Here is a 21,842-nt window from a genome sequence, read left to right as displayed (position 1 = left end):
CCCGGGCAGATCGTCCACCGCGTCGCGCAGCACTTTGACGTGATCACCAGTGAGCAACCCAGCATTTTGGGCGGCAGCCACCACCGGCAACACCGGCGCCAACGGTTCCCCGGTCAGCGCACGCCGCGGCCCCAACACCGCCGCCTCGGCCAGGCGCCGCCCGGCCTCAGCAGACGACAGCCGCCACCTAATCCGCAGCACCGCGTTCCACGATTTGGCACCCAACTCCCGCGGCGTGGTCTCGGCTTGCAGCTGGGCCAGCAGCCGATGCAACGGCCCCGGCAACTGACACATCAAGGTCTCGTACTCGTCGAGCACCGCCAGCACCTCAGCGCGGGTCAACGCCCCGACATCACAGGCGGCAAAGGCGTCGAACGCGGCCCGCAACCCCGCCACCGCCTCGCCCACACCCGCCTCCATGAATCGAACATACATTCGACCACCGACAAGAACGGCGACGCGTTGACTCATGAAAAGTGCGCGCAGCCGGTGGCGACGGCACCACACCACCGTGGCTGACGGACTCGCAACGACGAACTGTCATCGATGTCTGGGGCAACCGTGGCCGCCCAGACCTACCCCATATCAGTGCATATCGCGATTGGGCAGCAGCGTCTCGTGCGCCGACGACGTGGCGGCGCGGAACAGCACCGCGATCAAGGCCAGCGCGCCGAGCGCAGCCACCGGGATGGTCCACAGCCGGCGCATCATCAGCGCCGAGCCGCACTTGTCCACGTACTCCTGGCCTGCCGCGCCCGCCTGAACGAGGTGGGCCGCGTAGCCCGAGCCGCAGGGGATCTGCATGCCGAACTGATCGAAGTCGTCCAGATATACCGGCAGGCTCAACAGATACAACCCGATGGCCAACACCACGGCCCCGGCGATCCCGATATAGACGGCTCGAAAACTCACCGTTCCCCCTTCACGTCGCATATGTAGCTTCTCAAAACGGGCGTCATCGTCTCAATCGGAATGCCACCGGGATGCCTTTATGACAGATGATGCGACTGAGCTTGGTCGTCAGCCCGGCGGTGCGATAGGCGGGAACTAGGTGTCAAGTAGTCGCCGGTGATTCCCAAGCTGGGGCTCAGTCGTTGTTCACCAGGAGTGCGTACTGGGCGGCTGCGCGTTGGCGAACGTCGAGTTCCTCGTTGCTCGATACGGCCGCGACATAGCGGCCGTAGCTCAGGCTGCAGTTGAACCGAGCGTTGGCGTTGTCCTTCCAGAACGCCGGCTTCTGCTCAGAGCAGATGACGTCGGGTACGCCCTGCGGCGTGGTGATCTGATGATCGACGTATTCGGCGCTTTCTGCCTCGAACGTGGTGTGCAGGAGTTCTTTGGCTGCTGCTTCATCGCGCGTTCGCATCACTGTGCCGCCCGACATTCCGGCGCATCGGTCGACTCCGGCCTTTCCGAACAGGTTCTGTTGGATCACGGGGGAGCTGGCGCACAACGTGGACGCATGCGCTCCCAGGCTCTGCAGCTGGGTACCGAATGGCGGTGTCTTCCCGTCGATGAGAAGGCGACTGACCATGTGATCCGGGTCGGCCGTCAGCATGGTGAGCCCAGCTTCGGGGTTGCTGATGAGCTGGTCCATCAGGGGCACCTGAACATCGAGGATCCTCGAGACTTGAGCTCCCAGAAGCTCGGCCGTGGTTCCCGGCACATCGGCGAAGCTGATGGAGACCACTTCGTCATCTCGGGCCATCGTGGCGCCGATCGTCGAAAAGCCCGGCCGGTAGTGGGCGTGCGCGTCGGGGTAGTTCGGGATGGGGACGGTGACATTCTCGGCGTTCACCGCGCTGTCGGTGGCGTCCATCTCCGCTGCGGCCCGTGTTGCGCTGTCGGCGCTCGGGAAACTGGTCACCAAGATGTTCAGCAACGGAGGTGCCGGCGCTCGGACAAACTCCCGCACGGGCTTGGGAAATCCCTGAATCAGGTAACCCGAGATCATGGCGTGCTTCTCAAGTACGGGCTGCACCACCGGCTGGCCGCTCGCCGACATGGCCGCTGCTGCCGTAGCGGGTTCTGGAGTCGGCACACCTTGGAGATAGGTCAGGGTGGGGACGACGTCGGGAGGAAGTGCCACACCCTCGGCCAGATTGAACGCTTCGAGGTTGCGACCTTCGGCCTTGGTGGTAGCGCCTTGAAAGTCGCGTGGTTTGACATCGTAGTGACCGATGTCGAGGCTGCTGAGGTCGATCTTCGGGCCAGTGTCCTCGCTCGTTGCGGTCTTGCTGGAGTCACTGCTGCGGCCGCTGAGTCGCCAGATGCCGACACCTGCGGCCACTGCCACGACGAGAATCACTGCCGCAGCGGCAATCAGCGGTTTGCGGCGCCGTGGTGGCCGCGGCGGGTTCGCTGAAATCGTGGGGGCCCACGGATCCGGCTGGTTCCCATGGTTCGGAAATCCTTGGTGGCTCGGCGGCCCTTGGTAGCTCAACTGTCCTCGCTTGTACGGTCGATGGGGCGTGCGTCGTTATCCGAGCAGACGAGGCGGCAGCGAATGCGGTGCCGACGTCCTTCAGCGCGCGTCCTGGAGTCTCGCCGAACCCGCAGGGGAATTGTATGCCGGTGGTAGGGGCACCTATCGACACCAATTTTCACCTACGAGCGCGCGGGTTGTGCAGTGTTTATCCACTGCACCGACCACTTTGATCGAGGACTTCCTCTGATGCGGCCGAAGCCCGTAGCAGTCGTATACCGGCCGCGACTTGTGCAAATATTGCGACGAACGGGCAACGCTTAGGGGTCAGCGCACATGTCAGATCTACCCATCAATTCGGTCTTTGCCGGGTACCGGATCGAACGTCTTCTCGGCGTCGGGGGGATGGGCACCGTCTACCTGGCGCGAAACCCGGACTTGCCGCGCAGCGAAGCCATCAAGGTGCTGAGCGTTCAACTGTCGAGCGACCCTGCCTTTCGCGCTCGATTCGTGCGCGAGGCCGATGTTGCCGCGGCGCTCGACCACCCCAACATCGTTTCGGTTCATCAGCGTGGCGAGTTCGACGGTCAATTGTGGATCGCGATGCAATACGTCGAGGGAACCGATGCCGACGCTGCACAGAGGGCCGGCACCATGAATCCGCAACGGGCCGTGCGGACCATCAGCGAGGTCGCCAAAGCGCTCGACTACGCCCATCATCGAGGGGTTGTGCATCGAGACATCAAGCCGGCCAACTTCCTGCTGTCCGAGTCGGTCGGTGGCGAGGAGCGTGTGCTGCTCGCAGATTTCGGTATCGCCCGCGCCCTGGGCGACGTGGGATTGACCTCCACTGGCTCCGTAATGGCAACCCTGGCATTCGCCGCTCCAGAAGTGTTGTCCGGCACTGACTTTGATGGCCGTGCCGACTTGTACTCATTGGGCTGCTCACTGTTTCGGCTGCTCACCGGCAAGAGCCCATATTTCCAAGCCGACGGCGCCGCGGCGGTGATGGCCGCTCACCTGAATCAGCCGCCACCGAGGGTCACGGAGGTGGCTCCCTGGCTGTCACCTCAGATGGACTGGGTCATCGCCAAAGCGATGGCCAAGGACCCAGCACAACGATTCGCCAGCGCCCGCGAATTGGCGGAGGCAGCCTTGCAAGCTCTCGCCGGCACCGACGCCGCACCGCAGCAACCCACGGAGACCGCAACCTGGTACCCGAGGCACCCGACCGGCGCACCGACCCAACTCAGCCACACACCGCAGCCCGCTTACGTTATGCCTCAGCCGGCCCGAAGTCGCGGCAAGCTCCCCGCGGCGATGGCGGTCGCCGCGGTCGTGGTGCTGCTCGGCGGCGGCGTAGCGGCATGGGCGCTGACGTCACGATCAGAACCGCCACTGCCGGCGTCGACGAGCGCCGGTACGTCCCAACCGACGTCGACGTCGTCCACCCCCGTGCCGAACGCGGCGCTGAGCGGGTTGCTTCTGCCCACCGAGCAGGCGGCCGAGCTCGTCGGAGTGCCCGAGCTGATAGTCGACCGAACTCTCACCGCAATCCAGGACGATTCGTCCGGCGCTGTCGACCTCAAGGAGTGCGTCTCCGCGTTGAGGCCCGCTCAGCACCTTGCCTACGAGGCGTTGGACTGGAAGGCGGCCGTCGAACAGATCCTGGTACCCCCGACTGGCGTGGGTGCCATCGTCGTCCAGGCCGTGATCGCCTTTCCCGACGCCGCGGCGGCCCAGAAGCTGCTGCGCAACGAGCGGCTGATCTGGCGGCAATGCGCAGGCAAGACCCTAATGGCCACCTCGAACGCCACCACGACCGCGCACACCTTCAGCTCGGTGGAGTCCGTCGACGACAATACTGTGGCGCTCTTGGTAAACCGCCCGGACGGCTTTGACTGCCAGCGGGCGCTGGGCGTCCGCAACAATGTGGTTGTCGACGTGATGGCCTGCCGAACCGGTGTGGTCCACCAAGCGGCGGAGATCCTGCAGAAAATCGCGGGAAGGATTCCGGCGTAACGTATTTGAGTGATGCGGAGTTGCTGCCCCCGGGCGAATGACGTGAAGTACGCATCACCTTGCCGCTGGTTCGCACCGGGGAGCGATGCCGGGCCCGTTGGCGACAGTTCAGCGACCCCGCCACGTCGCCGGTTCGGCCAGCTGCCCGGCCTTGTCACTTCACGTCATACATACGTCGGTGAACAACAACACCGGCCACGAAACCATGGCCCCCAGGAAGGACACCACCGCGTCGAGGCCGCCCATCGATTGCAGATGGTCTGTGTGTGTGCCGGACCAGAAGATGCCGACGAGCAGGTACGGCACACCCAGCACCACAGCAACCACGATCAGTTCGCCGAACGCCACCTGGTAGGCCAGCAACCTCCGCAACCTGGCAAGCACGCGACCCCCGTCCGGCGTTATTGCCGTCTATGTTAATGCCTATTCTCGGTGGAACCACCATTTTGACCCGGCTGTTCGGTCCGTTAGTGTGACGGAATGGCGCGCATCTCGCCCCGGTCGATCGACAGTGGTGCCAAAGGTGTGCGACGTCGTCCGAAAGACCGAAAGGCCCAGATAGCGCGGGCCTCGGCGGAGTCTTTCAGTGCCCTGGGATATCACGGTGTGAGCATGGAGGCCATCGCCTCGCGCGTCGGGATCTCCGCAGCCGCGTTGTACCGGCACTATTCGAGCAAGTACGAATTGTTCCGGGACGCTGTTCTCAATCTCAGCCAGCAACTTGTCGACGGGACAGCGTTTGCTGAGGAGACAGATGGGGACCCGCGTGAGCAGTTGCGCCGCCTGGTCGCCGCTCTGAGCGACACCGCTCTGGCAAACCGTGAATCCGGCGGGTTGTACCGATGGGAGGCGCGCTATCTGCGAGGCGATGACCAGAGCACGCTGGACGCGCAGGTGCGCACGGTGCACCGCCGGATACACCGGCCGCTGATGGAATTGCGGCCCGAACTCAGCTCGCGGGCCCGCTGGACCTTGTCGACGGCGGTGCTCGGTGTGGTCGGCAGCGTCGTCGATCATCGGTCCAAATTGCCCGCCACCCAGATTCGCGCACTGCTCGCCGACATCTGCGACATCGTGCTGGCCGCCGAGCTGCCCGAGTTCCCGAACCCGACCGAGGCGGTGACGCCGCCGCCGGCGGTTGCCAACCCGACGAAATACGAAGCGCTGCTGACCGAATCGATGCGGCTGTTCAACCAGAACGGGTATCGCGACACCACGATGGAGGACATCGCCGCAGCTGTCGGCATGCCCGCCTCGGGTATCTATCGGTACTTCTCGGGCAAATCCGACATCCTGGCCGCCGGCTTCCGGCGCGCCGCCGACCGGCTGTCGGCGGACATGTCCGAAGTACTCGGCGCGGCCGAGGACCCCGAACAGGCGCTGGGCGCTCTCATCGACGACTACGTGGCCCGATCGTTCGACCGGCCCGAACTCGACTACGTCTATTACACGGAACGCTTGAACATGACGCCCGCCGACCAGAAGATCCTGCGGGACCTGCAGCGTGCGGCCGTGGAATCGTGGGTCGAGGTCGTCATGCCGGTGCGCCCCGAGTGGAGTGTCGGTCAGGCGCGCTTCGCGGTTCATGCCGCGATGGCTTTGGTGATCGACCTGGGCCGGCTCATGAATTATCAGAATTCGGAGCAGGCCCGGGCCGTCGTCGCCGTGATGATCGATCTGACCCTGCTGGGCCGTTACCGGTTACGGACGGCGTTGCCGGCCAGGTAGGCCAGATATCCGAGCGTGCCGATGGTGGCGAGCTTGCGGGTCTTGGGCAGGAGGAGCCCCAGGCCGATCGCGGTCTCGATGCCGCCGTTGGTGTAGATGTGCTTCTGCGTGTCGTTGGGGAACGCAGGCTTGGTGATCGACTCGAACAGCTGCGGCTTCACGAAATGTGAGACACCGGCGCCTGCCAGGCCGAGGCCGGCGAGCTTGACCAGCTTGGAGTTGTTGCCCTCTGCCATGTGTGATCCTCTCTGATCAGGCAAATGTGTAGTCGCTCAACGGGAATCGTGAAGCTTCGGCGACGGCCCGGCGGGTCGTCATCGGCCGGAGCAGCGTTGCCTCGCCGCTCGGGTTGAAATAGTACGACCGTGCCGATGCACAGTCCCCGAGGGTGAACAATGAATCGCCCAATGCCTCGGTCATGCGGTCCAGATACCGCGAGTTGGCCTCTTCGGTGACCTCGAACGTGGTGGCGCGGCGACGCGCGACCTCGCCGAACAACCGGTCCATCAGGCGCATCTGATACTCCATGGTGTTGAAGAAGTTCAGGCCGAGGAAGGCGTAGGGGCTCGCCAGGCTCAGGTAGTTCGGGAAGTACGGCATCGATACACCCTGGTAGGCCTGGAAACGGGTTTCCCGCCACCACTTTCCGAGGTTGCGCCCGTCGCGCCCGATCACCTCGATGGCCGGGAAGTTGGCGTCCCACAGGTCGAACCCGGTGGCCAGAACCAGGGTGTCGACGGCCGTCTCGGTGCCGTCGGCGTTGACGATCGCCCCGGGTTCTATCCGTCTGATGCCGTCGGCCTGCAAGTGCACGTGCGGTTTGGTGAAGGTGCGGTAGTAGCCGTTGGAGAATGTCGGGCGCTTGCAGCCGAAGTCGTAGTCCGGCGTCAGCTTGCGGCGTAGCTCGGGGTCTCGGATCGAGACGAACCGGTGCAGCTTGGCCAAATCGGCCGCGGCGATGTTGAACTGCCGGAAGTACCGGTGCTTGAGCACGGCCGTATCGACCATGAAGGCATAGATGGCGTCGGTGACGGCACGAACGGCGCGCTGGGTCAGCGGAACACGGGCGAACAACGTCTTGACCCGTGCCGAGAACTTCAGGTCGATCTTGGGTACCACCCAGATCGGGGTGCGCTGGTAGACCGTCAGATCCGCGGCCGTGCGGGCCAACTCCGGGATGAGCTGCACCGCGGTGGCGCCCGTGCCGATGATGGCGATGCGGCGACCGTCGGGCCGGTAGCTGTCATCCCAGTCGGTGGTGTGGATGACTGTGCCGGTGAAGTCGGCGATGCCCGGAACGTCAGGAGTGTGCGGCTGGGACAGGAAGCCGGTGGCGGTCAGCAGGAATCGCGCGCTGAGCACCTCGCCGCCGGCCAGGGCGACGCGCCAGCGCGAGGCCTCCTCATCCCAGCGGGCGCTTTCGACCGAGGTTCTGAACCGGATGTGGCGGCGCACGTCGTACTTGTCGGCCACATCGTCGGCGTATTGCTTGATCTCGGCGCCCGTGGAGAACAGGCGTGACCAGTTCGGATTCGGCTCGAAGAAGTACGAGTAGGTGGTGGTGGGGACATCGACGGCCAGGCCGGGGTAGTGGTTGACGTACCAGGTGCCGCCGAGGTCCGCCTCGCGATCCACGATCACGAAGTCCTCGATGCCCAGCCGTTTGAGCTGGATGGCAGCGCCGATGCCGGCGAAGCCCGCGCCGACGATTACCGCCTCGTGTTCCCCGGGGCTCATGCTGCAGACAGTACCGCAGGTACCGGGTACTTTGTCGAGGGGTCAGCCGGACCGCTTGGTGATGCGGGCCAGGATGGGCTCGGCGGCGATGACGGTGAACGGTGTCTCCACCGGGAAGTCGTCGCGCAGGGAGGTCACCGAGACCTCGCGCACGATGGTCGCCAATGCCAGCGTCGCCTCAAGCATGGCGAAGTGGTCGCCGACGCACGATCGCGGACCGCCACCGAAAGGCAGGTACTGCCAACGGTTTCGGCCCGCCGATCGCTCGGGGGTGAATCGGTCCGGGTCGAAGGTCAGCGGATCGTCCCACAAGGCCGGATCACGGTGCATGACATAGAAATTCACCATCGCGATGGTGCCGGCCTCGGCGCGGTAGCCGTCGACCGTCATCTCCTCGTTGAGCAGTCGCGGCGTGCCTGCACCGGGCGGGCACAGCCGCAGTGCCTCGTGCAGCACCCGCACCGTGTGCTCCAGGTGTGGCACGTCCTCGTGCGTCAGCGTGCGCTCACCCAGAGCGGCGACCTCCTCGTACACCCGCGACTGCAGGTCGGGATTGCGGCCAAGCGCCCACAGTGAATAACACAGCGTCGTCGACGTGGTGTCATGACCGGCGAGCATGAAAAGCACCAATTCGTCACAGATTTCGTCGTCGGCAAGTTGTCGGCCGGTATCCGGGTCACGTGCCTCGATGAGCGCCCGCACCAGTGGTGCGTCCCGGTCGGGATCGGTGCGCACCCCGGCCAGGATCTCGGCGGCCAGCTGGTGCAGACCGGCATTGGCGGCCTTCGCGCGTCGTTGGCCGGGCGTGGGCACCCACTGCGGGAAGTTGACCGGCCGGACCGACCGATCAGAGATCCATGACAACGCCGTTCGAAGCGCCGGACCCACCTCGCCGGCCCGCTCGTCGAGATCCACACCGAACACCGAGCGGCCCAACGCGCGCAACGTGAGCGCCCGGCACGCGACATCGAGGTCGACGGTCGTACCGTCGTGCCAGCCGTCCGTGATCGAGTGCGCCGCGGCAGCCATGTGCCCCGCATACTGCGGGACGTTCTGCTTGGTGAACATCGGCTGCAGCGTCCGCCGGCGCGGCAACCAGCGCTCGTGCGGCAGATTCAGCAGGTTGCCGCCCATCAGCCTGCGCAGTTCGACCATGTTGAGGGCACCGCCGCGATCGGCCACCGAATCGCGGCGTCCCAGGACGTCGCGCGCACCCTGCGGCGAGGTGATCAACAGCGCCGGAGGAATGAGCCAGCGGGGGCCCAGCACCATCCGGCTGACGGGACCACCGGCGTCACGCAACTGCTGGTGGCCTTCGATGAAAGACCGCAGCGCCTTGAGCATCTGTCGGTAGGGCAGGGGATTGCGCGGTGCCAGCGGCAGGGTGGCTGCGGCCGTCCGCGCATCGATGTCGACCATGCACCGAGTGTCTGGCGGCGCCTGCCGGGCGGACTAGAGTAGCGCGTTACTCTATTTTCCCGGTCCGGGGGTTCTTGCTGGTCGCGATGCATGTCACACTGCGGTCACCACGTTGCCAGGAGTCGGCGGTCGGGTACAGGACGAACAGCTGGATACCGGATTCGGCGCTCGCACCGGGGGCGTACTGGGTCAGTGCCGGCGCGCACTTGTCGGCGTACTTGACCACCGCGGCATCGCCCGGGAAATCCCCGTCGGGCAGCGGCAGCACCGCGAACACCTCACCCTTGTGCGGCTGGTCGCAACTGACCGTCTTGACGTACAGCACGCGGCTGCTGTCCGGAATCTCCGTCAGGCAATCACCTGAGCGGACCTGGCTGGCCTCGGTGGCGCCGCGGTCCCGGGCGAGATAGAACACCGCACCGGCTGCGACGACGACCGCAAGCAGCACCACGACACCCAGCAGCACCCATTTGAGCGGCGGGGATTTCTTCGGCTGTCCCGAGAACTGGTCAGGGCCGGTGGAATACGGCTGGGGAGGTGGCGGCGGGTAGTTGTGGCCGTGCGGGCCAGGGTGACCGATGGGGCCGGGCGGACCAGAAGTGAAGGTCATGGCTCGACGATATCGACTGCCCGCAGCGCCGCATCCACCGCAAGGACGGGCACGTCCACACGCTTGGATCCGAGATCGTGGCGGGCGCCGTCGATGACGACGAGTTCGGTCGGTCCGCTCACCAAGGCCGCAGCTGCCGTCACCTCATCGATCGTGCCGAACGGATCGGCGGTGCCCTGGGTGAATACCGTGGGCACCGTGATGCGGGGCAGGTGCTCGGTGCGGGCCCGCTCGGGCTTGCCCGGTGGATGCAGCGGATAAGAGAAGAGTGTCAAAACGTCTGGGCCCGCGCCATCGTCGTCGGCGGTCACCATCGAGGTCATCCGCCCGCCGTAGGAATGCCCGCCGGCGATCACGGGCCCCTCGGTCAAGGTGCGGGCCAGCGCGATCGCCTCGACGATCCCTTCCTGGTCACCGGCCGCCGACCCCGACGGCGGACCCTTGGGCCTGCGGCGGCGATACGGCAGGTTGTAGCGGACAGCCAACCAGCCACGAGAGGCCCACTCGTCGCAGAGTTTGACCAGCATCGCCGAATCGCGGTTGCCGCCCGCCCCGTGGGTGAGCACCACGACGCCCTGTACCGGCCCCTCCGGCTCGTGCGCGACGCCCGCGATCGCCTCGAGGTTCATCGCTGCAACCGGAACAACGCGTTCACGGGGCCGTGGCCGTGCCCCAGCGGATAAGCCGCGCGGATGCACTCGGTCACCCAGGCCTTGCCGAACTCCACCGCCTCGGGCACCGAATGCCCGTGTGCCAGAGCGCAAGCCGTCGCGGCGGCGAGGGTATCGCCGGCGCCATGGTCGTCACCGGTGTCGACCCGCGGCGCCTGGAACTCGTGAAAATCCTTGCCGTCGAACAAGAGGTCGGGGCTGGCCGATGACGAGCGCAGATGCCCGCCCTTGACCAGTGCCCATTGTGGCCCCAGGGCATGCAGGGCCCGCGCTGCCTCGCGCTGGGTTTCGGAATCGATGACCTCTATATCCACGAGCAGTCGCACCTCGTCGAGGTTCGGCGTGACCAGCGTGGCGAGCGGGAACAGTTCGGTACGCAGCGCATCCAGTGCGCTGTGGTGCAGCAGGGGGTCACCGTGCATCGACGCACACACCGGGTCGACGACCAGGGGCACGTTCGACGCCAACCCCTCGGCCCGCCACGTCTCGGCGATCGTGGTGATGATCTCCGCGGACGCCAGCATCCCGGTCTTGGCGGCCTGGATGCCGATATCGGAGGTGACGGCCGAGATCTGGCCGGCCACGACGTCGAGCGGAATCTCGTGGAAACCCTTGACGCCCACCGAATTCTGCACCGTCACCGCGGTCACCGCGACGCAGCCGTGCAGGCCGAGCATCGCGAAGGTCCGCATGTCGGCCTGGATGCCGGCACCACCGCCGGAGTCGGATCCGGCGATGGTCATCACTCGCAGCGGCGTGTCACCCGCGGCGACCAGCGGCAAGAAGTTCACTGTGGCCTCACGAGGTCAAGGGTAGATACACGCGGTTGCCGTGGTCGGCGAACTCCTGAGACTTGGCGGCCATGCCCTGCGCGATCTCGTCGGGAACGCCGTCGGGGTAGGCGTCGCGAATATCCTGCGTGATCCGCATCGAGCAGAACTTGGGACCGCACATCGAACAGAAATGCGCGGTCTTGGCCGGTTCGGCCGGCAGTGTCTCGTCGTGGAACTCGCGGGCGGTATCGGGATCCAGGGACAACGCGAACTGATCGTGCCACCGGAACTCGAACCGCGCCTTCGACAGCGCGTCGTCTCTTTCTTGCGCCCGTGGATGCTGCTTGGCCAAATCGGCCGCGTGCGCGGCGATCTTGTAGGCGATCACGCCGTCCTTGACGTCCTTGCGGTCAGGCAGACCCAGGTGTTCCTTGGGCGTGACGTAACACAACATCGCGGTGCCGGCCTGGGCGATGATGGCCGCACCGATGGCCGAGGTGATGTGGTCATAGGCCGGTGCGATGTCCGTGGCCAGCGGGCCCAGCGTGTAGAACGGTGCTTCTTCGCAGAGCTCTTCTTCCAGCCGCACGTTCTCGACGATCTTGTGCATGGGGACGTGGCCCGGGCCCTCGATCATCACCTGCACGCCATGGGATTTCGCGATCTTGGTGAGTTCACCCAGAGTGCGCAGTTCGGCGAACTGGGCCTCGTCGTTGGCGTCGGCGATCGACCCGGGCCGCAGCCCGTCGCCCAGGGAGAACGTCACGTCGTAGCGGGCCAGGATCTCGCACAGGTCCTCGAAATGGGTGTAGAGGAAGGACTCCGTGTGATGCGCCAGACACCAGGCCGCCATGATGGACCCGCCCCGCGACACGATGCCGGTGACCCGGTTGACGGTCAGCGGGATGTAGCGCAGCAGCACTCCGGCGTGCACGGTCATGTAGTCGACGCCCTGCTCGCACTGCTCGATCACGGTGTCGCGGTACATTTCCCACGTCAATTCGGTGGGATCGCCGTTGACCTTCTCCAGCGCCTGGTAGATCGGCACGGTGCCGACCGGGACCGGGGAGTTGCGCAGGATCCACTCCCGCGTCTGGTGGATGTCCTTGCCGGTGGACAGGTCCATGATGGTGTCGGCGCCCCACCGGGTGGCCCACACCATCTTGTCGACCTCCTCGCCGATCGACGAGGTGACCGCCGAATTGCCGATGTTGGCATTGACTTTCACGGCGAACGCCTTGCCGATGATCATCGGCTCGCTCTCCGGATGGTTGTGGTTGGCGGGGATGACTGCCCGGCCGCGGGCGACCTCATCACGGACGAGTTCGGGCGAAACACCTTCGCGCTCAGCGATATACGCCATCTCGGCGGTGATTTCGCCGGCCCGGGCCCTTTGCAGCTGGGTACCGCGATCTTTGTGAATTCCGGCACGCGGCGCCAGGCCGGCGTTCAGGTCGATCGTCGCATCGTCGTCGGTGTACGGGCCCGAGGTGTCATGCAGGTCGAGGTGCTCGGAGTTGGTGAGGTTCACCCGGCGGAACGGCACCCGCAACGCCGCGCCGTCATGGTCGATCTCGCGATAGACCTTGGTGCTACCGGTGATCGGACCCGTGGTCACAGATGCGTCGGTAAAGCCGTCAAAGACAGAACTGCTCATGAAAATCTCCCTACGCCGGCATTACCCGGTCAGGTTCGTACGGTCGACGGGCGTACCCGTCCTCTCAGCGCGCTCGTGCGCACTCCCGCGTGTGTGGTTTGCAGGGCCCAACCTAGCGCAGACGTTGCGCGGTTCGGAACCCCGGAGCCCGCAGTTTTCGACACCCGGGCGGAGGGCCGCGCCGGTCTGTGGCCCTGACGTGGATATCGGCGATCGCGCGATCCGACGACCACTCGGATTGCCGTCACATGATTTGTATAGCTAATATATGTGTTTTGAACATGTTGGGCCGTGTCGGTCCCTCGATTTCGACCAGAGCGAAGACGGTATGACGACTGAGATGACGAACGCGGCCGGCGGCGTCGACGCTGCCCAGGCCCAGACCGCTGACCGGCGCAAACGGGTGGATCACGATCACCCGTTCTACAAGTGGGTGGTGCTGTCCAACACCACGTTGGGCATCCTGCTGGCCTCGATCAACGCCTCCATCGTGCTGATCTCGCTGCCCGCGATCTTCCGCGGCATCGGCCTGAACCCGCTGGCCCCCGGCAACGTCAGCTATCTGCTGTGGATGCTGATGGGCTACCTCGTGGTGACCGCGGTGCTCGTCGTGCCGTTCGGGCGTCTCGGCGACATGTACGGCCGGGTTCGCATCTACAACCTCGGCTTCGTGGTCTTCACCCTGGCCGCGATCGCGCTGTCTTTCGATCCGTTCCAGCTCGGTGGCGGCGCGATCTGGCTGATCGGCTGGCGCGTCGTTCAGGGTGTCGGCGGCGCGATGCTGATGGCGTCGTCGTCGGCGATCCTCACCGACGCGTTCCCCGCCAACCAGCGCGGGATGGCGCTCGGCACCAACATGGTGGCCGCGGTCGCCGGGTCGTTCCTCGGGTTGCTCATCGGCGGCTTCCTGTCCGAGTGGCACTGGAAGGCCGTCTTCTGGGTGGGCGTGCCGATCGGCGTCATCGGCACGATCTGGAGCTACCGCTCACTCAAGGAACTCGGTGTCCGCACCGCCGGACGGCTCGACTGGGCCGGCACGCTGACCTTCGGGCTGGGCCTGACGGTGCTGCTGATCGGCATCACCTACGGCATCCAGCCCTACGGCGACTCGACCACCGGCTGGACCAGCCCGTGGGTGCTGGGCTCCATCGCCGTCGGCCTGCTGTTGCTGGTGGCGTTCTGCGTCGTCGAATCGAAGGTGTCGTCGCCCATGGTCGACATCCGATTGTTCAAATCGGCGGCCTTCGGGATGGGCAACCTGGCCGGCCTGATGTCCTCGGTGGGCCGCGGTGGGCTGCAGTTCATGCTCATCATCTGGTTGCAGGGCATCTGGCTTCCGCTGCACGGCTACAGCTTCGAGTCCACCCCCTTGTGGGCCGGCATCTACCTGTTGCCGGTCACCGTCGGATTCCTGGTCGCCGCACCGATCGCCGGATCGCTCTCCGATCGCATCGGTGCACGCCCGCTGACCGTGGGCGGCATGCTGCTGATGGCGGCCACCTTCGTGGCGCTCCTGCTCATCCCGGTCAACTTCGACTACTGGGTGTTCGCGATCCTGGTGTTCCTCAACGGCCTGGGCGGCGGCATCTTCACGGCACCGAACACCGCCGCCATCATGTCCAGCGTTCCGGCCGATCAGCGCGGTGCGGCCTCCGGTGTGCGGTCCACCTTCTTCAACGCCGGGAACTCGCTGTCCATCGGCATCTTCTTCTCCCTGATGATCGTCGGGCTGGCCAACACACTGCCCGCGGCGTTGACCACCGGCCTGACTCAGCAAGGTGTTTCGGCATCGGTGGCCAACGATGTGGCCAACCTGCCCCCGGTCGGCAGTCTGTTCGCGGCCTTCCTCGGTTACAACCCGATGGCAGAACTGCTCGCGCCGTCCGACGCGCTGCACCAGCCCGGCGTGAACGCGGACGTCATCACCGGGCAGACGTTCTTCCCACAGCTCATCACCGAACCGTTCCATTCCGGGCTGACGGTGGTGTTCACCGCAGCGGCGGTGATGATGGTGATCGGTGCGGTGGCGTCGATGTTCAGCGCGGGCCGCTATGGGACGGAGGCGGGAGCCGACAACGAGGCCTGAGAGGCGGGAGCCGACAACGAGGCCTGAGAGGCGGGAGCCGACAACGAGGCCTGAGGGGCGGAGGTCCCACCTACACTCGGGCTCGTGACCACCACACAGCGCCGCGGGTTCAACGACGCCATCACGCGCTTCTGGAGTTTCGCCGCGCCCGCCTACGACCAGGGTTGTCTTCAGCGGTGGGTGTACCGACCCGCCCAGGACGAGGTGATCGACCAACTGCAGCAGCGCGGTGCCCGTGCGATCGCCGATATCGCCTGCGGCACCGGCATCCTGGCCGACCGCATCGAGCGGGAACTGCGCCCCGACGAGGTCTACGGCCTGGACATGTCCGAGGGCATGCTGGCCCAGGCCGGCAAGCGTTCCGACCGGGTGCGGTGGATGTCGGCCCCGGCCGAACAACTGCCCTTCCAAGACGGCTTTCTCGACGCCGTCGTGACCACCTCCGCGTTTCACTTCTTCGACCAACCCGCCGCGCTCGCGGAGTTCTACCGGGCACTGGCACCCGGCGGCATGGTGGCGGTGACGACGATGAGCCCACGTCGGACCTTCCTGCCGCTGCACGCTTTGTCGGCGGACCTGGGTGCGCCCGCGCACAGTCCCACCGAGAAGGAGATGCGCGCGCTCTTCGAGGCGGCCGGATTTGCTGTGGCCGAACAACACCGGGTGCGCCGGCAAGGGTGGACGCCGATCTCCGACGTCATCACCGTGGGCGTCAAACCCGCATGACCGAGAACGACGACACTCCGCTCCAGATCCGCGGTTCGGTGCAACTGCGCCGGGACCGCTGCGCCACCTCGACCGCCGACCAGCGCCTGCTGGGCCGGCGCGGCCCCACCGATTGGGTCCACAGCGATCCGTGGCGAGTGATGCGCATCCAGGGCGAATTCGTCGACGGTTTCGATGCTCTGGCCGAGATGCCGAAGGCTGTCACGGTTTTCGGATCGGCCCGCACGGTTCCGCATTCGCCGGAGTACCGATTGGGCGAGGAACTGGGCATCGCGCTGGTGCGCGCGGGCTATGCGGTGATCACCGGGGGCGGTCCGGGCTCGATGGAGGCGGTCAACCGCGGGGCCAGCGAGTCCGGCGGCTACTCCGTGGGGCTCGGTATCGAACTGCCCTTCGAGCAGCACTTGAACCACTGGGTCGATCTCGGCATCAACTTCCGCTACTTCTTCGTCCGCAAGACCATGTTCGTCAAGTATGCGCAGGCATTCGTTTGCCTGCCGGGCGGATTCGGCACCCTCGACGAACTGTTCGAGGCGCTGACCCTTGTTCAGACCCGTAAGGTCACCGAGTTTCCGATCATCCTGCTGGGCGTCGACTACTGGTCGGGGCTGATCGACTGGATCCGCAACACCATGCTGCCCGGCGGAAAGATCTCCGAATCGGAGTTGGCGCTGCTCCACTGCACCGACAGCGTGGCAGAAGCCGTGGACATCATCGCTGCGTCTGCGTCATAGCCGGAGGAGTCGCTGCTGTTAGGCCGTTGATACTGCGCCCAGGGCGTGGCCTACTCACACTTTCGCGCCTTGGGCGCAGAGTCAGCCGGATAGCTCAGCTCAGTTCGACCACAACCGGCGCATGATCGCTGGGTGCGGTGGTGCCCTTCTTGGGGCGGCGTTCGTCCTTCACGATCTCGGCATTCGTGACGCGCGAGGCCAGGCCGGGGGAGCCGAGGATGAAGTCGATGCGCATGCCGCGGCGCTTCTGGAATGCCAGCTGCGTGTAATCCCAATACGTGTAAATTCCCGGGCCGGGCGTGAAAGACCGCACCACGTCGGTGAATTGGGCGTCGTGCATGGCCTGGAAGGCGGCGCGCTCGGGTTCTGACACATGGGTGCTGCCGTTGAACGCGGCCATGTCCCAGACATCTTCGTCCTTGGGGGCGATGTTCCAATCGCCGACCAGCGCGATGGGCTGCTCCGGATCTTGCTTGAGCCAGTTCTCAGCGGTATCGCGCAGGGCGGCAAGCCAATCCAGCTTGTAGGTGTAGTGCGGATCCGCCAGGGTCCGGCCGTTGGGCACGTACAGGCTCCACACGCGTACTCCGCCGCAGGTCGCGCCCAGAGCGCGGGCCTCGGCGGTGGCCTCCTCCTCAGGCTTGCTGCTCCAGGTGGGTTGCCCCGGAAACCCGATCTCGATGTCGTCGAGGCCGACGCGTGAGGCGATGGCGACGCCGTTCCACTGGTTGAGCCCGATGTGCGCGACTTCGTAGCCCAGTGCCGCGAACGGCATCATCGGGAACTGCGCGTCGGTGCACTTTGTCTCCTGCATGGCCAGCACGTCGACATCGGCACGCTCGAGCCAGTCGACGACGCGGTCCGCTCGGGTTCGGATCGAGTTGACGTTCCAGGTGGCCAGGCGCATGAGATTAGAGGTTACGGTCAGCGCGAACCGAGGACTTCCTCGGCCGCGACATAACGGGTTTGGTGGTGCAGCCGGAAACCCAGCGACCTGTACAGCGCGATGGCCGCGTGGTTGTCGACCTCCACCTGGACGTACGCCTGCCCGGCACCGGCCCCCACGCCCCAGGCCATCAGCGCCTCGCACACCGCACGGGCATGGCCCTGCCTGCGATGAGCGGGCGAGACCCGGACCGACGAGATGCCCAGCCAGGCCGTGCCGTCAGGGGCCCTCGTCACAGCGCCGCGGCCGACCGCGCAACCGGACACCGTCGCGAAGATGAGCGTCCCGTCCACCACGGCGGTCAGGACATCGACGGGGACCTCGCGCTCGTAGATCCCGAGCCATTGCGTGTCCGGTTGCTGCGCCAGCGTGACGCTCGAGGCCGGGGGCTGCGCCGGCGCGGCGGGTAACTCGCGCACCATCACCCGGGCCGGCTTGATGCCGGGATTGCGTACCGGCAGCAGCCTCTCGGGCAGGGCCAGCCAGGTCGGCAGAGTGCGTGCGCGATACCAGTCGTGCACCGCGGACAAATCGGAGAGCTGTGCCGAGACATCCAGCGGGATGGCCGAATTGGCGCGACTGGTGACTCCGTGCCCGGCGCGCAGCAGCCAGCCGCCCAGCCACTGCTGCTCGACGCCGGGCCACGCCAGTGCCGCCGCGTGTTCCAGCGTGCGGATCTCGGAGGCCCGCACCGGGACGTGCGACAACTCGCGGACGCTGACGACATCGGCCGGATCGACCTCGACGAGTTCGCCGGCCTTGGTGCGGAGCAGCACCGCCGGTTCCAGGCGCTCCAGGTGCCCGATGACGTCGGTGAGTGGCTTGGGCGAGCCGGCCGGCAGCCGGTAACGCAGGCTGACCCGGGCACCTGGAGCGGGCAGCTCAGGCATCGGTGCCTGGCCTCAGTGGCCGAACGGGTCGGGAACCTCGCCCGGCATCCAGGACAGGCCGGGCACGCCCCAGCCGTTGCGCTTGACGGTCTTCTTGGCGGCGCGCGCGTGCCGGCCCACGAGCCGATCGATATACAGGAACCCGTCGAGGTGCCCGGTCTCGTGCTGCAGCATCCGGGCAAACAAGTCGGTGCCCTCCAGAACGACCGGTGAACCGTCGGCGTCGAGCCCGGTGACCCGCGCCCAGTCGGCCCGGCCGGTCGGGAAATTCTCGCCCGGTACGGACAGGCAGCCTTCCTCGTCGTCGTCAGGGTCCGGCATCGTCTCGGGAATCTCGGAGGTCTCCAAAACGGGGTTGATGACGACCCCGCGGCGGCGCGTGGTCTGGCCGCGCGTCGGGGCGCAGTCGTAGACGAACAACCGCTTGGCCACGCCGATCTGGTTGGCGGCCAAGCCAACCCCGTTGGCGGCGTCCATGGTGTCGAACATGGTCTGGATGAGTTCGGGCAGGTCTGCCGGGAGTGACCCGTCCGGGCCGACCGGCACCGGCTCGGTCGGGGTGTGCAGAACGGGATCTCCGACGATGCAGATCGGTACGACGGCCATGGGGGAAGCTTAAGTGGGCAGGCCTTCTCACCCGACTCGCGGGTTTATGTGTCACGTCGAGCCAGCAAGCCGTGGTTGAATAAGCGCCGAACCACAGCGATGTAATTTCTCAAGTGTCGGAAGGGTCCAGGGAGCAATATGGACGGCGCCATGGCGCGGACTGAGCAATCCGGGGACGACTCTGACCTGAGCGATGGGCTCACCCGGCGCGAGCACGATATTTTGGCCTTCGAACGCCAATGGTGGAAGTACGCCGGCAGCAAGGAAGACGCGATCAAAGAGCTGTTCTCGATGTCGGCCACGCGGTACTACCAGGTGCTCAACGCGCTGGTCGACCGTCCTGAGGCGTTGGCCGCCGACCCGATGCTGGTCAAGCGGCTGCGTCGGATGCGCGCGAGCCGTCAGAAGGCACGGGCCGCGCGGCGGCTCGGCTTCGATATCACTACCTAAAGGTCACGCGGTGAGGGATCGGGCGGTTCGCTCGATACAGTGGTGGCGATGAATCAGCGAGACTCCTCCGGGCTACCCCTGCGCGCCATGGTGATGGTGCTGTTGTTCCTCGGGGTCGTGTTCCTGCTGGTCGGTTTCCAGGCGCTCGGCTCCGACGACGACTCATCGGATCAGTCGTCGCCTGTGGCCACCACGTCTGCGACCACCACCACGAAGACATCGGCGAAGGCCGCACCCGCATCAGAGGCCAAGGCCGACGTGCGGGTGTACAACATCTCCGATGTACCCGGCGCGGCCGAGACCACGGCCAACCGGTTGCGTGAGGCGCACTGGAATGTCACCGAGACCGGCAACCTGACGCTGGAAGGCGTTGCCGGCACCACGGTGTTCTTCGGTGAGACGTCGGGCGAGAAGGAAGCCGCCGAAGCCGTGGGCAAGGCGATCCAGGCGCCCGTCGAGCCCCGGCGTCCAGAACTTCTCGAGCAACCACCGGGCGTGATCGTGGTAGTAACCGGCTAGGCTTTGGGCCATGCTGAAGTCCGTCAGTGTTGCCACTCTGTTCGCTGCCCCCGTTGTCGCGCTGAGCGCCTGCAGTCCGCCCGGACAGGTGCCGTCCGACACGCCCGGCACCACCCCGGCGATCTGGACCGGATCGCCTTCGCCCTCGGCCGCTCCCGGTGAGCACGGCGGCGGGCACGGTGCTCCGGCCACCACCGGCGGAGAGACCCTCACAGCAGAGCTGAAGACCGCCGACGGGACGTCCGTGGCAACCGCCGACTTCCAGTTCGCCGACGGCTTCGCCACCGTCACCGTCGAGACCACCGCTCCGGGCAAGCTGGCTCCGGGATTCCACGGTCTGCACATCCACTCGGTCGGCAAGTGTGAGGCCAACTCGGTGGCCCCGACCGGCGGCGCGCCCGGCGACTTCAACTCCGCCGGAGGCCATTTCCAGGTCGCCGGTCACAGCGGACATCCCTCCAGCGGCGACCTGAGTTCGTTGCAGGTCCGCGCCGACGGTTCGGGCAAGCTGGTGACCACCACCGACGCGTTCACCGCCGCGGATCTGTTGGGCGGCGCCAAGACCGCGATCGTCATCCACGAGAAGGCCGACAACTTCGCCAACATCCCGCCGGAGAAGTACCAGCAGGTGGTGGGCGGTGCACCCGGACCCGATCAGGCGACCTTGGCGACCGGCGATGCCGGAAGTCGGGTGGCGTGCGGTGTTATCGGCGCCGGCTGACAGCCGTATCGATTTCGCCGGGTCGCCCCGGCCCACTGTCGGCGTCGAATGGGAGTTCGCTCTCGTCGACGCCGACACTCGTGATCTGAGCAACGGCGCCGCCGAGGTGATCGCCGAGGTCGGCGAGAGCCCGCACGTGCACAAGGAATTGCTGCGCAACACCATCGAGATCGTCACCGGAATCTGTGAGAACACCGGCGAGGCGATGGATGACCTGCGCGGCACGCTCGGGCCCGTGCGCAAGATCGTGCACGAGCGCGGCATGGAACTGTTCTGCGCGGGCACCCATCCGTTCGCGAAATGGTCGGCGCAACAGCTGACCGACGCGCCGCGGTATGCCGAGCTGATCAAGCGCACCCAGTGGTGGGGTCGGCAGATGCTGATCTGGGGTGTGCATGTGCACGTCGGCATCTCCTCGGCGCACAAGGTGATGCCGATCATCTCCTCGCTGCTCAACCAGTACCCGCATCTGCTTGCGCTGTCGGCGTCCTCACCGTTCTGGGATGGTGAGGACACCGGATATGCCAGCAACCGCGCGATGATGTTCCAGCAGTTGCCCACCGCCGGTCTGCCGTTCCAATTCCAGACCTGGCCAGAGTTCGAGGGTTTCGTCCACGATCAGAAGAAGACTGGCATCATCGATCATCTCAACGAGATTCGTTGGGACGTCCGGCCTTCGCCTCAGCTGGGCACCATCGAGGTGCGGATCTTCGATGGGGTGTCGAATGTGCGCGAGCTCGGTGCGCTCGTCGCGCTGACCCACTGCCTGATCGTCGATCTGGATCGTCGGCTCGACGCGGGTGAGCAGTTGCCCACCATGCCGCCATGGCATGTGCAGGAGAACAAGTGGCGGGCGGCCCGCTACGGCCTGGACGCCGTGATCATCCTGGATGCGGACAGCAATGAGCGGTTGGTCACCGAAGATCTCGACGAATTGCTGAATCACCTTGAGCCGGTTGCCAAATCGCTGGGATGCTCCGACGAGCTCGCCGCGGTGATCGACATCTACCGCGGAGGCGGCTCGTATCAACGGCAGCGCCGGGTGGCCGAGGAGAATGACGGCGACCTGCGCGAGGTCGTGGACGCCCTGGTCGGCGAGCTCCGACTGTGAGGACGAGGGCT

At 66.0% G+C, this 21,842-nt stretch carries 23 protein-coding genes and 1 riboswitch; of the genes, 9 read left to right on the top strand and 14 right to left on the bottom strand.

The annotated features are described in order from the left end of the window. From H977_RS0127000 to H977_RS0126990, 3 genes are all read right to left on the bottom strand, one after another. Positions 1–420, bottom strand: a 420-nt coding sequence (locus H977_RS0127000; protein ID WP_029110788.1) for a DUF222 domain-containing protein, incomplete at its 3' end; no start/stop codon positions are given. A gap of 165 nt (positions 421–585) precedes the next feature. Continuing rightward, the gene (locus H977_RS0126995) at positions 586–912 is read right to left on the bottom strand and encodes a hypothetical protein (protein WP_036477379.1); all 327 of its coding nucleotides are present in this window, start codon (positions 910–912) and stop codon (positions 586–588) included. A 175-nt stretch (positions 913–1,087) separates the two neighbouring features. Next, on the bottom strand, positions 1,088–2,296 hold the full coding sequence (locus tag H977_RS0126990) for a DUF7373 family lipoprotein (protein WP_155946848.1): 1,209 nt from the start codon (positions 2,294–2,296) through the stop codon (positions 1,088–1,090). A gap of 465 nt (positions 2,297–2,761) precedes the next feature. Between H977_RS0126990 and H977_RS34000 the strand changes: the two genes are divergently transcribed. Further along, positions 2,762–4,447 carry a serine/threonine-protein kinase PknH/PknJ gene (locus H977_RS34000; RefSeq protein WP_081681864.1) on the top strand — a complete coding sequence of 562 codons (1,686 nt, stop codon included), beginning with the start codon at positions 2,762–2,764 and terminating at the stop codon, positions 4,445–4,447. A gap of 159 nt (positions 4,448–4,606) precedes the next feature. Here H977_RS34000 and H977_RS0126980 read toward each other — a convergent pair whose 3' ends face one another. Continuing rightward, positions 4,607–4,831, bottom strand: coding sequence for a hypothetical protein (locus H977_RS0126980; RefSeq protein WP_029110785.1), 225 nt, complete (start codon positions 4,829–4,831; stop codon positions 4,607–4,609). Between the two features lie 96 nt (positions 4,832–4,927). On the opposite strand from H977_RS0126980, the gene H977_RS0126975 reads away from it, so the two are divergent. Beyond that, positions 4,928–6,175, top strand: coding sequence for a TetR/AcrR family transcriptional regulator (locus H977_RS0126975; protein ID WP_029110784.1), 1,248 nt, complete (start codon positions 4,928–4,930; stop codon positions 6,173–6,175). On the opposite strand, the gene H977_RS0126970 is transcribed toward H977_RS0126975, so the two are convergent. From H977_RS0126970 to thiC, 7 genes are all read right to left on the bottom strand, one after another. Continuing rightward, a complete protein-coding gene (locus H977_RS0126970) occupies positions 6,142–6,411 on the bottom strand; it encodes a DoxX-related protein (protein WP_029110783.1) in 270 nt (89 codons plus the stop codon). The genes H977_RS0126975 and H977_RS0126970 overlap by 34 nt on opposite strands. A gap of 16 nt (positions 6,412–6,427) precedes the next feature. Then, positions 6,428–7,912 (bottom strand): flavin-containing monooxygenase, encoded by a 1,485-nt coding sequence (locus H977_RS0126965; RefSeq protein ID WP_029110782.1) that lies wholly within the window; start codon positions 7,910–7,912, stop codon positions 6,428–6,430. Between the two features lie 42 nt (positions 7,913–7,954). Then, positions 7,955–9,331, bottom strand: a complete 1,377-nt coding sequence (locus tag H977_RS0126960; protein ID WP_029110781.1) for a cytochrome P450 — start codon at positions 9,329–9,331, stop codon at positions 7,955–7,957. Positions 9,332–9,377: 46 nt separating this feature from the next. Beyond that, entirely contained in the window at positions 9,378–9,941 is a 564-nt protein-coding gene (locus H977_RS0126955) for a septum formation family protein (protein WP_036477353.1), read from the bottom strand. Then, positions 9,938–10,570: an alpha/beta hydrolase family protein gene (locus H977_RS0126950; RefSeq protein ID WP_029110779.1), complete on the bottom strand. Its 633-nt coding sequence runs from the start codon at positions 10,568–10,570 to the stop codon at positions 9,938–9,940. The genes H977_RS0126955 and H977_RS0126950 overlap by 4 nt, the downstream gene beginning before the upstream one ends. After that, complete coding sequence (thiD, locus tag H977_RS0126945) at positions 10,567–11,403, bottom strand: bifunctional hydroxymethylpyrimidine kinase/phosphomethylpyrimidine kinase (RefSeq protein ID WP_029110778.1); 837 nt, start codon at positions 11,401–11,403, stop codon at positions 10,567–10,569. The genes H977_RS0126950 and thiD overlap by 4 nt, the downstream gene beginning before the upstream one ends. A gap of 7 nt (positions 11,404–11,410) precedes the next feature. Then, the gene (thiC, locus tag H977_RS0126940) at positions 11,411–13,042 is read right to left on the bottom strand and encodes a phosphomethylpyrimidine synthase ThiC (protein WP_029110777.1); all 1,632 of its coding nucleotides are present in this window, start codon (positions 13,040–13,042) and stop codon (positions 11,411–11,413) included. Beyond that, a riboswitch (TPP riboswitch) is annotated at positions 13,033–13,141 on the bottom strand. It overlaps the preceding gene by 10 nt. 229 nt (positions 13,142–13,370) lie before the next feature. Here thiC and H977_RS0126935 point away from each other — a divergent pair. The 3 genes from H977_RS0126935 to H977_RS0126925 all read left to right on the top strand — a co-directional run bounded on the left by H977_RS0126935 (position 13,371) and on the right by H977_RS0126925 (position 16,588). Next, positions 13,371–15,128 (top strand): MFS transporter, encoded by a 1,758-nt coding sequence (locus tag H977_RS0126935; protein ID WP_029110776.1) that lies wholly within the window; start codon positions 13,371–13,373, stop codon positions 15,126–15,128. An 84-nt stretch (positions 15,129–15,212) separates the two neighbouring features. Then, positions 15,213–15,854 carry a class I SAM-dependent methyltransferase gene (locus H977_RS0126930; RefSeq protein WP_029110775.1) on the top strand — a complete coding sequence of 214 codons (642 nt, stop codon included), beginning with the start codon at positions 15,213–15,215 and terminating at the stop codon, positions 15,852–15,854. Further along, complete coding sequence (locus tag H977_RS0126925) at positions 15,851–16,588, top strand: LOG family protein (protein WP_029110774.1); 738 nt, start codon at positions 15,851–15,853, stop codon at positions 16,586–16,588. The genes H977_RS0126930 and H977_RS0126925 overlap by 4 nt, the downstream gene beginning before the upstream one ends. Positions 16,589–16,682: 94 nt before the next feature. On the opposite strand, the gene H977_RS0126920 is transcribed toward H977_RS0126925, so the two are convergent. Genes H977_RS0126920 through H977_RS0126910 form a run of 3 tightly spaced genes read right to left on the bottom strand, consistent with a single transcriptional unit; the run spans position 16,683 to position 19,030 of the window. Further along, on the bottom strand, positions 16,683–17,495 hold the full coding sequence (locus tag H977_RS0126920; RefSeq protein ID WP_029110773.1) for an exodeoxyribonuclease III: 813 nt from the start codon (positions 17,493–17,495) through the stop codon (positions 16,683–16,685). Between the two features lie 17 nt (positions 17,496–17,512). After that, complete coding sequence (locus H977_RS0126915; RefSeq protein ID WP_029110772.1) at positions 17,513–18,424, bottom strand: N-acetylglutamate synthase, CG3035 family; 912 nt, start codon at positions 18,422–18,424, stop codon at positions 17,513–17,515. 12 nt (positions 18,425–18,436) lie between these two features. Beyond that, entirely contained in the window at positions 18,437–19,030 is a 594-nt protein-coding gene (locus H977_RS0126910) for a peptide deformylase (protein ID WP_029110771.1), read from the bottom strand. 138 nt (positions 19,031–19,168) lie between these two features. Between H977_RS0126910 and napA the strand changes: the two genes are divergently transcribed. The 4 genes from napA to H977_RS0126890 are packed head-to-tail and all read left to right on the top strand — an operon-like array spanning position 19,169 to position 21,831. Next, positions 19,169–19,480: a nucleoid-associated protein NapA gene (gene napA, locus H977_RS0126905; RefSeq protein WP_029110770.1), complete on the top strand. Its 312-nt coding sequence runs from the start codon at positions 19,169–19,171 to the stop codon at positions 19,478–19,480. A gap of 48 nt (positions 19,481–19,528) precedes the next feature. Then, positions 19,529–19,999, top strand: coding sequence for a LytR C-terminal domain-containing protein (locus H977_RS0126900; protein ID WP_029110769.1), 471 nt, complete (start codon positions 19,529–19,531; stop codon positions 19,997–19,999). Positions 20,000–20,009: 10 nt separating this feature from the next. Next, on the top strand, positions 20,010–20,720 hold the full coding sequence (gene sodC / locus H977_RS0126895; RefSeq protein ID WP_029110768.1) for a superoxide dismutase[Cu-Zn]: 711 nt from the start codon (positions 20,010–20,012) through the stop codon (positions 20,718–20,720). Beyond that, positions 20,677–21,831, top strand: a complete 1,155-nt coding sequence (locus tag H977_RS0126890) for a glutamate--cysteine ligase (RefSeq protein ID WP_196808332.1) — start codon at positions 20,677–20,679, stop codon at positions 21,829–21,831. The genes sodC and H977_RS0126890 overlap by 44 nt, the downstream gene beginning before the upstream one ends. Positions 21,832–21,842: the final 11 nt, after the last annotated feature.

Origin of the sequence: Mycobacterium sp. URHD0025 (assembly GCF_000426065.1) — a bacterium.
Lineage (GTDB): Bacteria > Actinomycetota > Actinomycetes > Mycobacteriales > Mycobacteriaceae > Mycobacterium.
The sequence above is the reverse complement of the archived record's forward strand: the minus strand, read 5'-3'. Positions and strand labels throughout refer to the sequence as shown.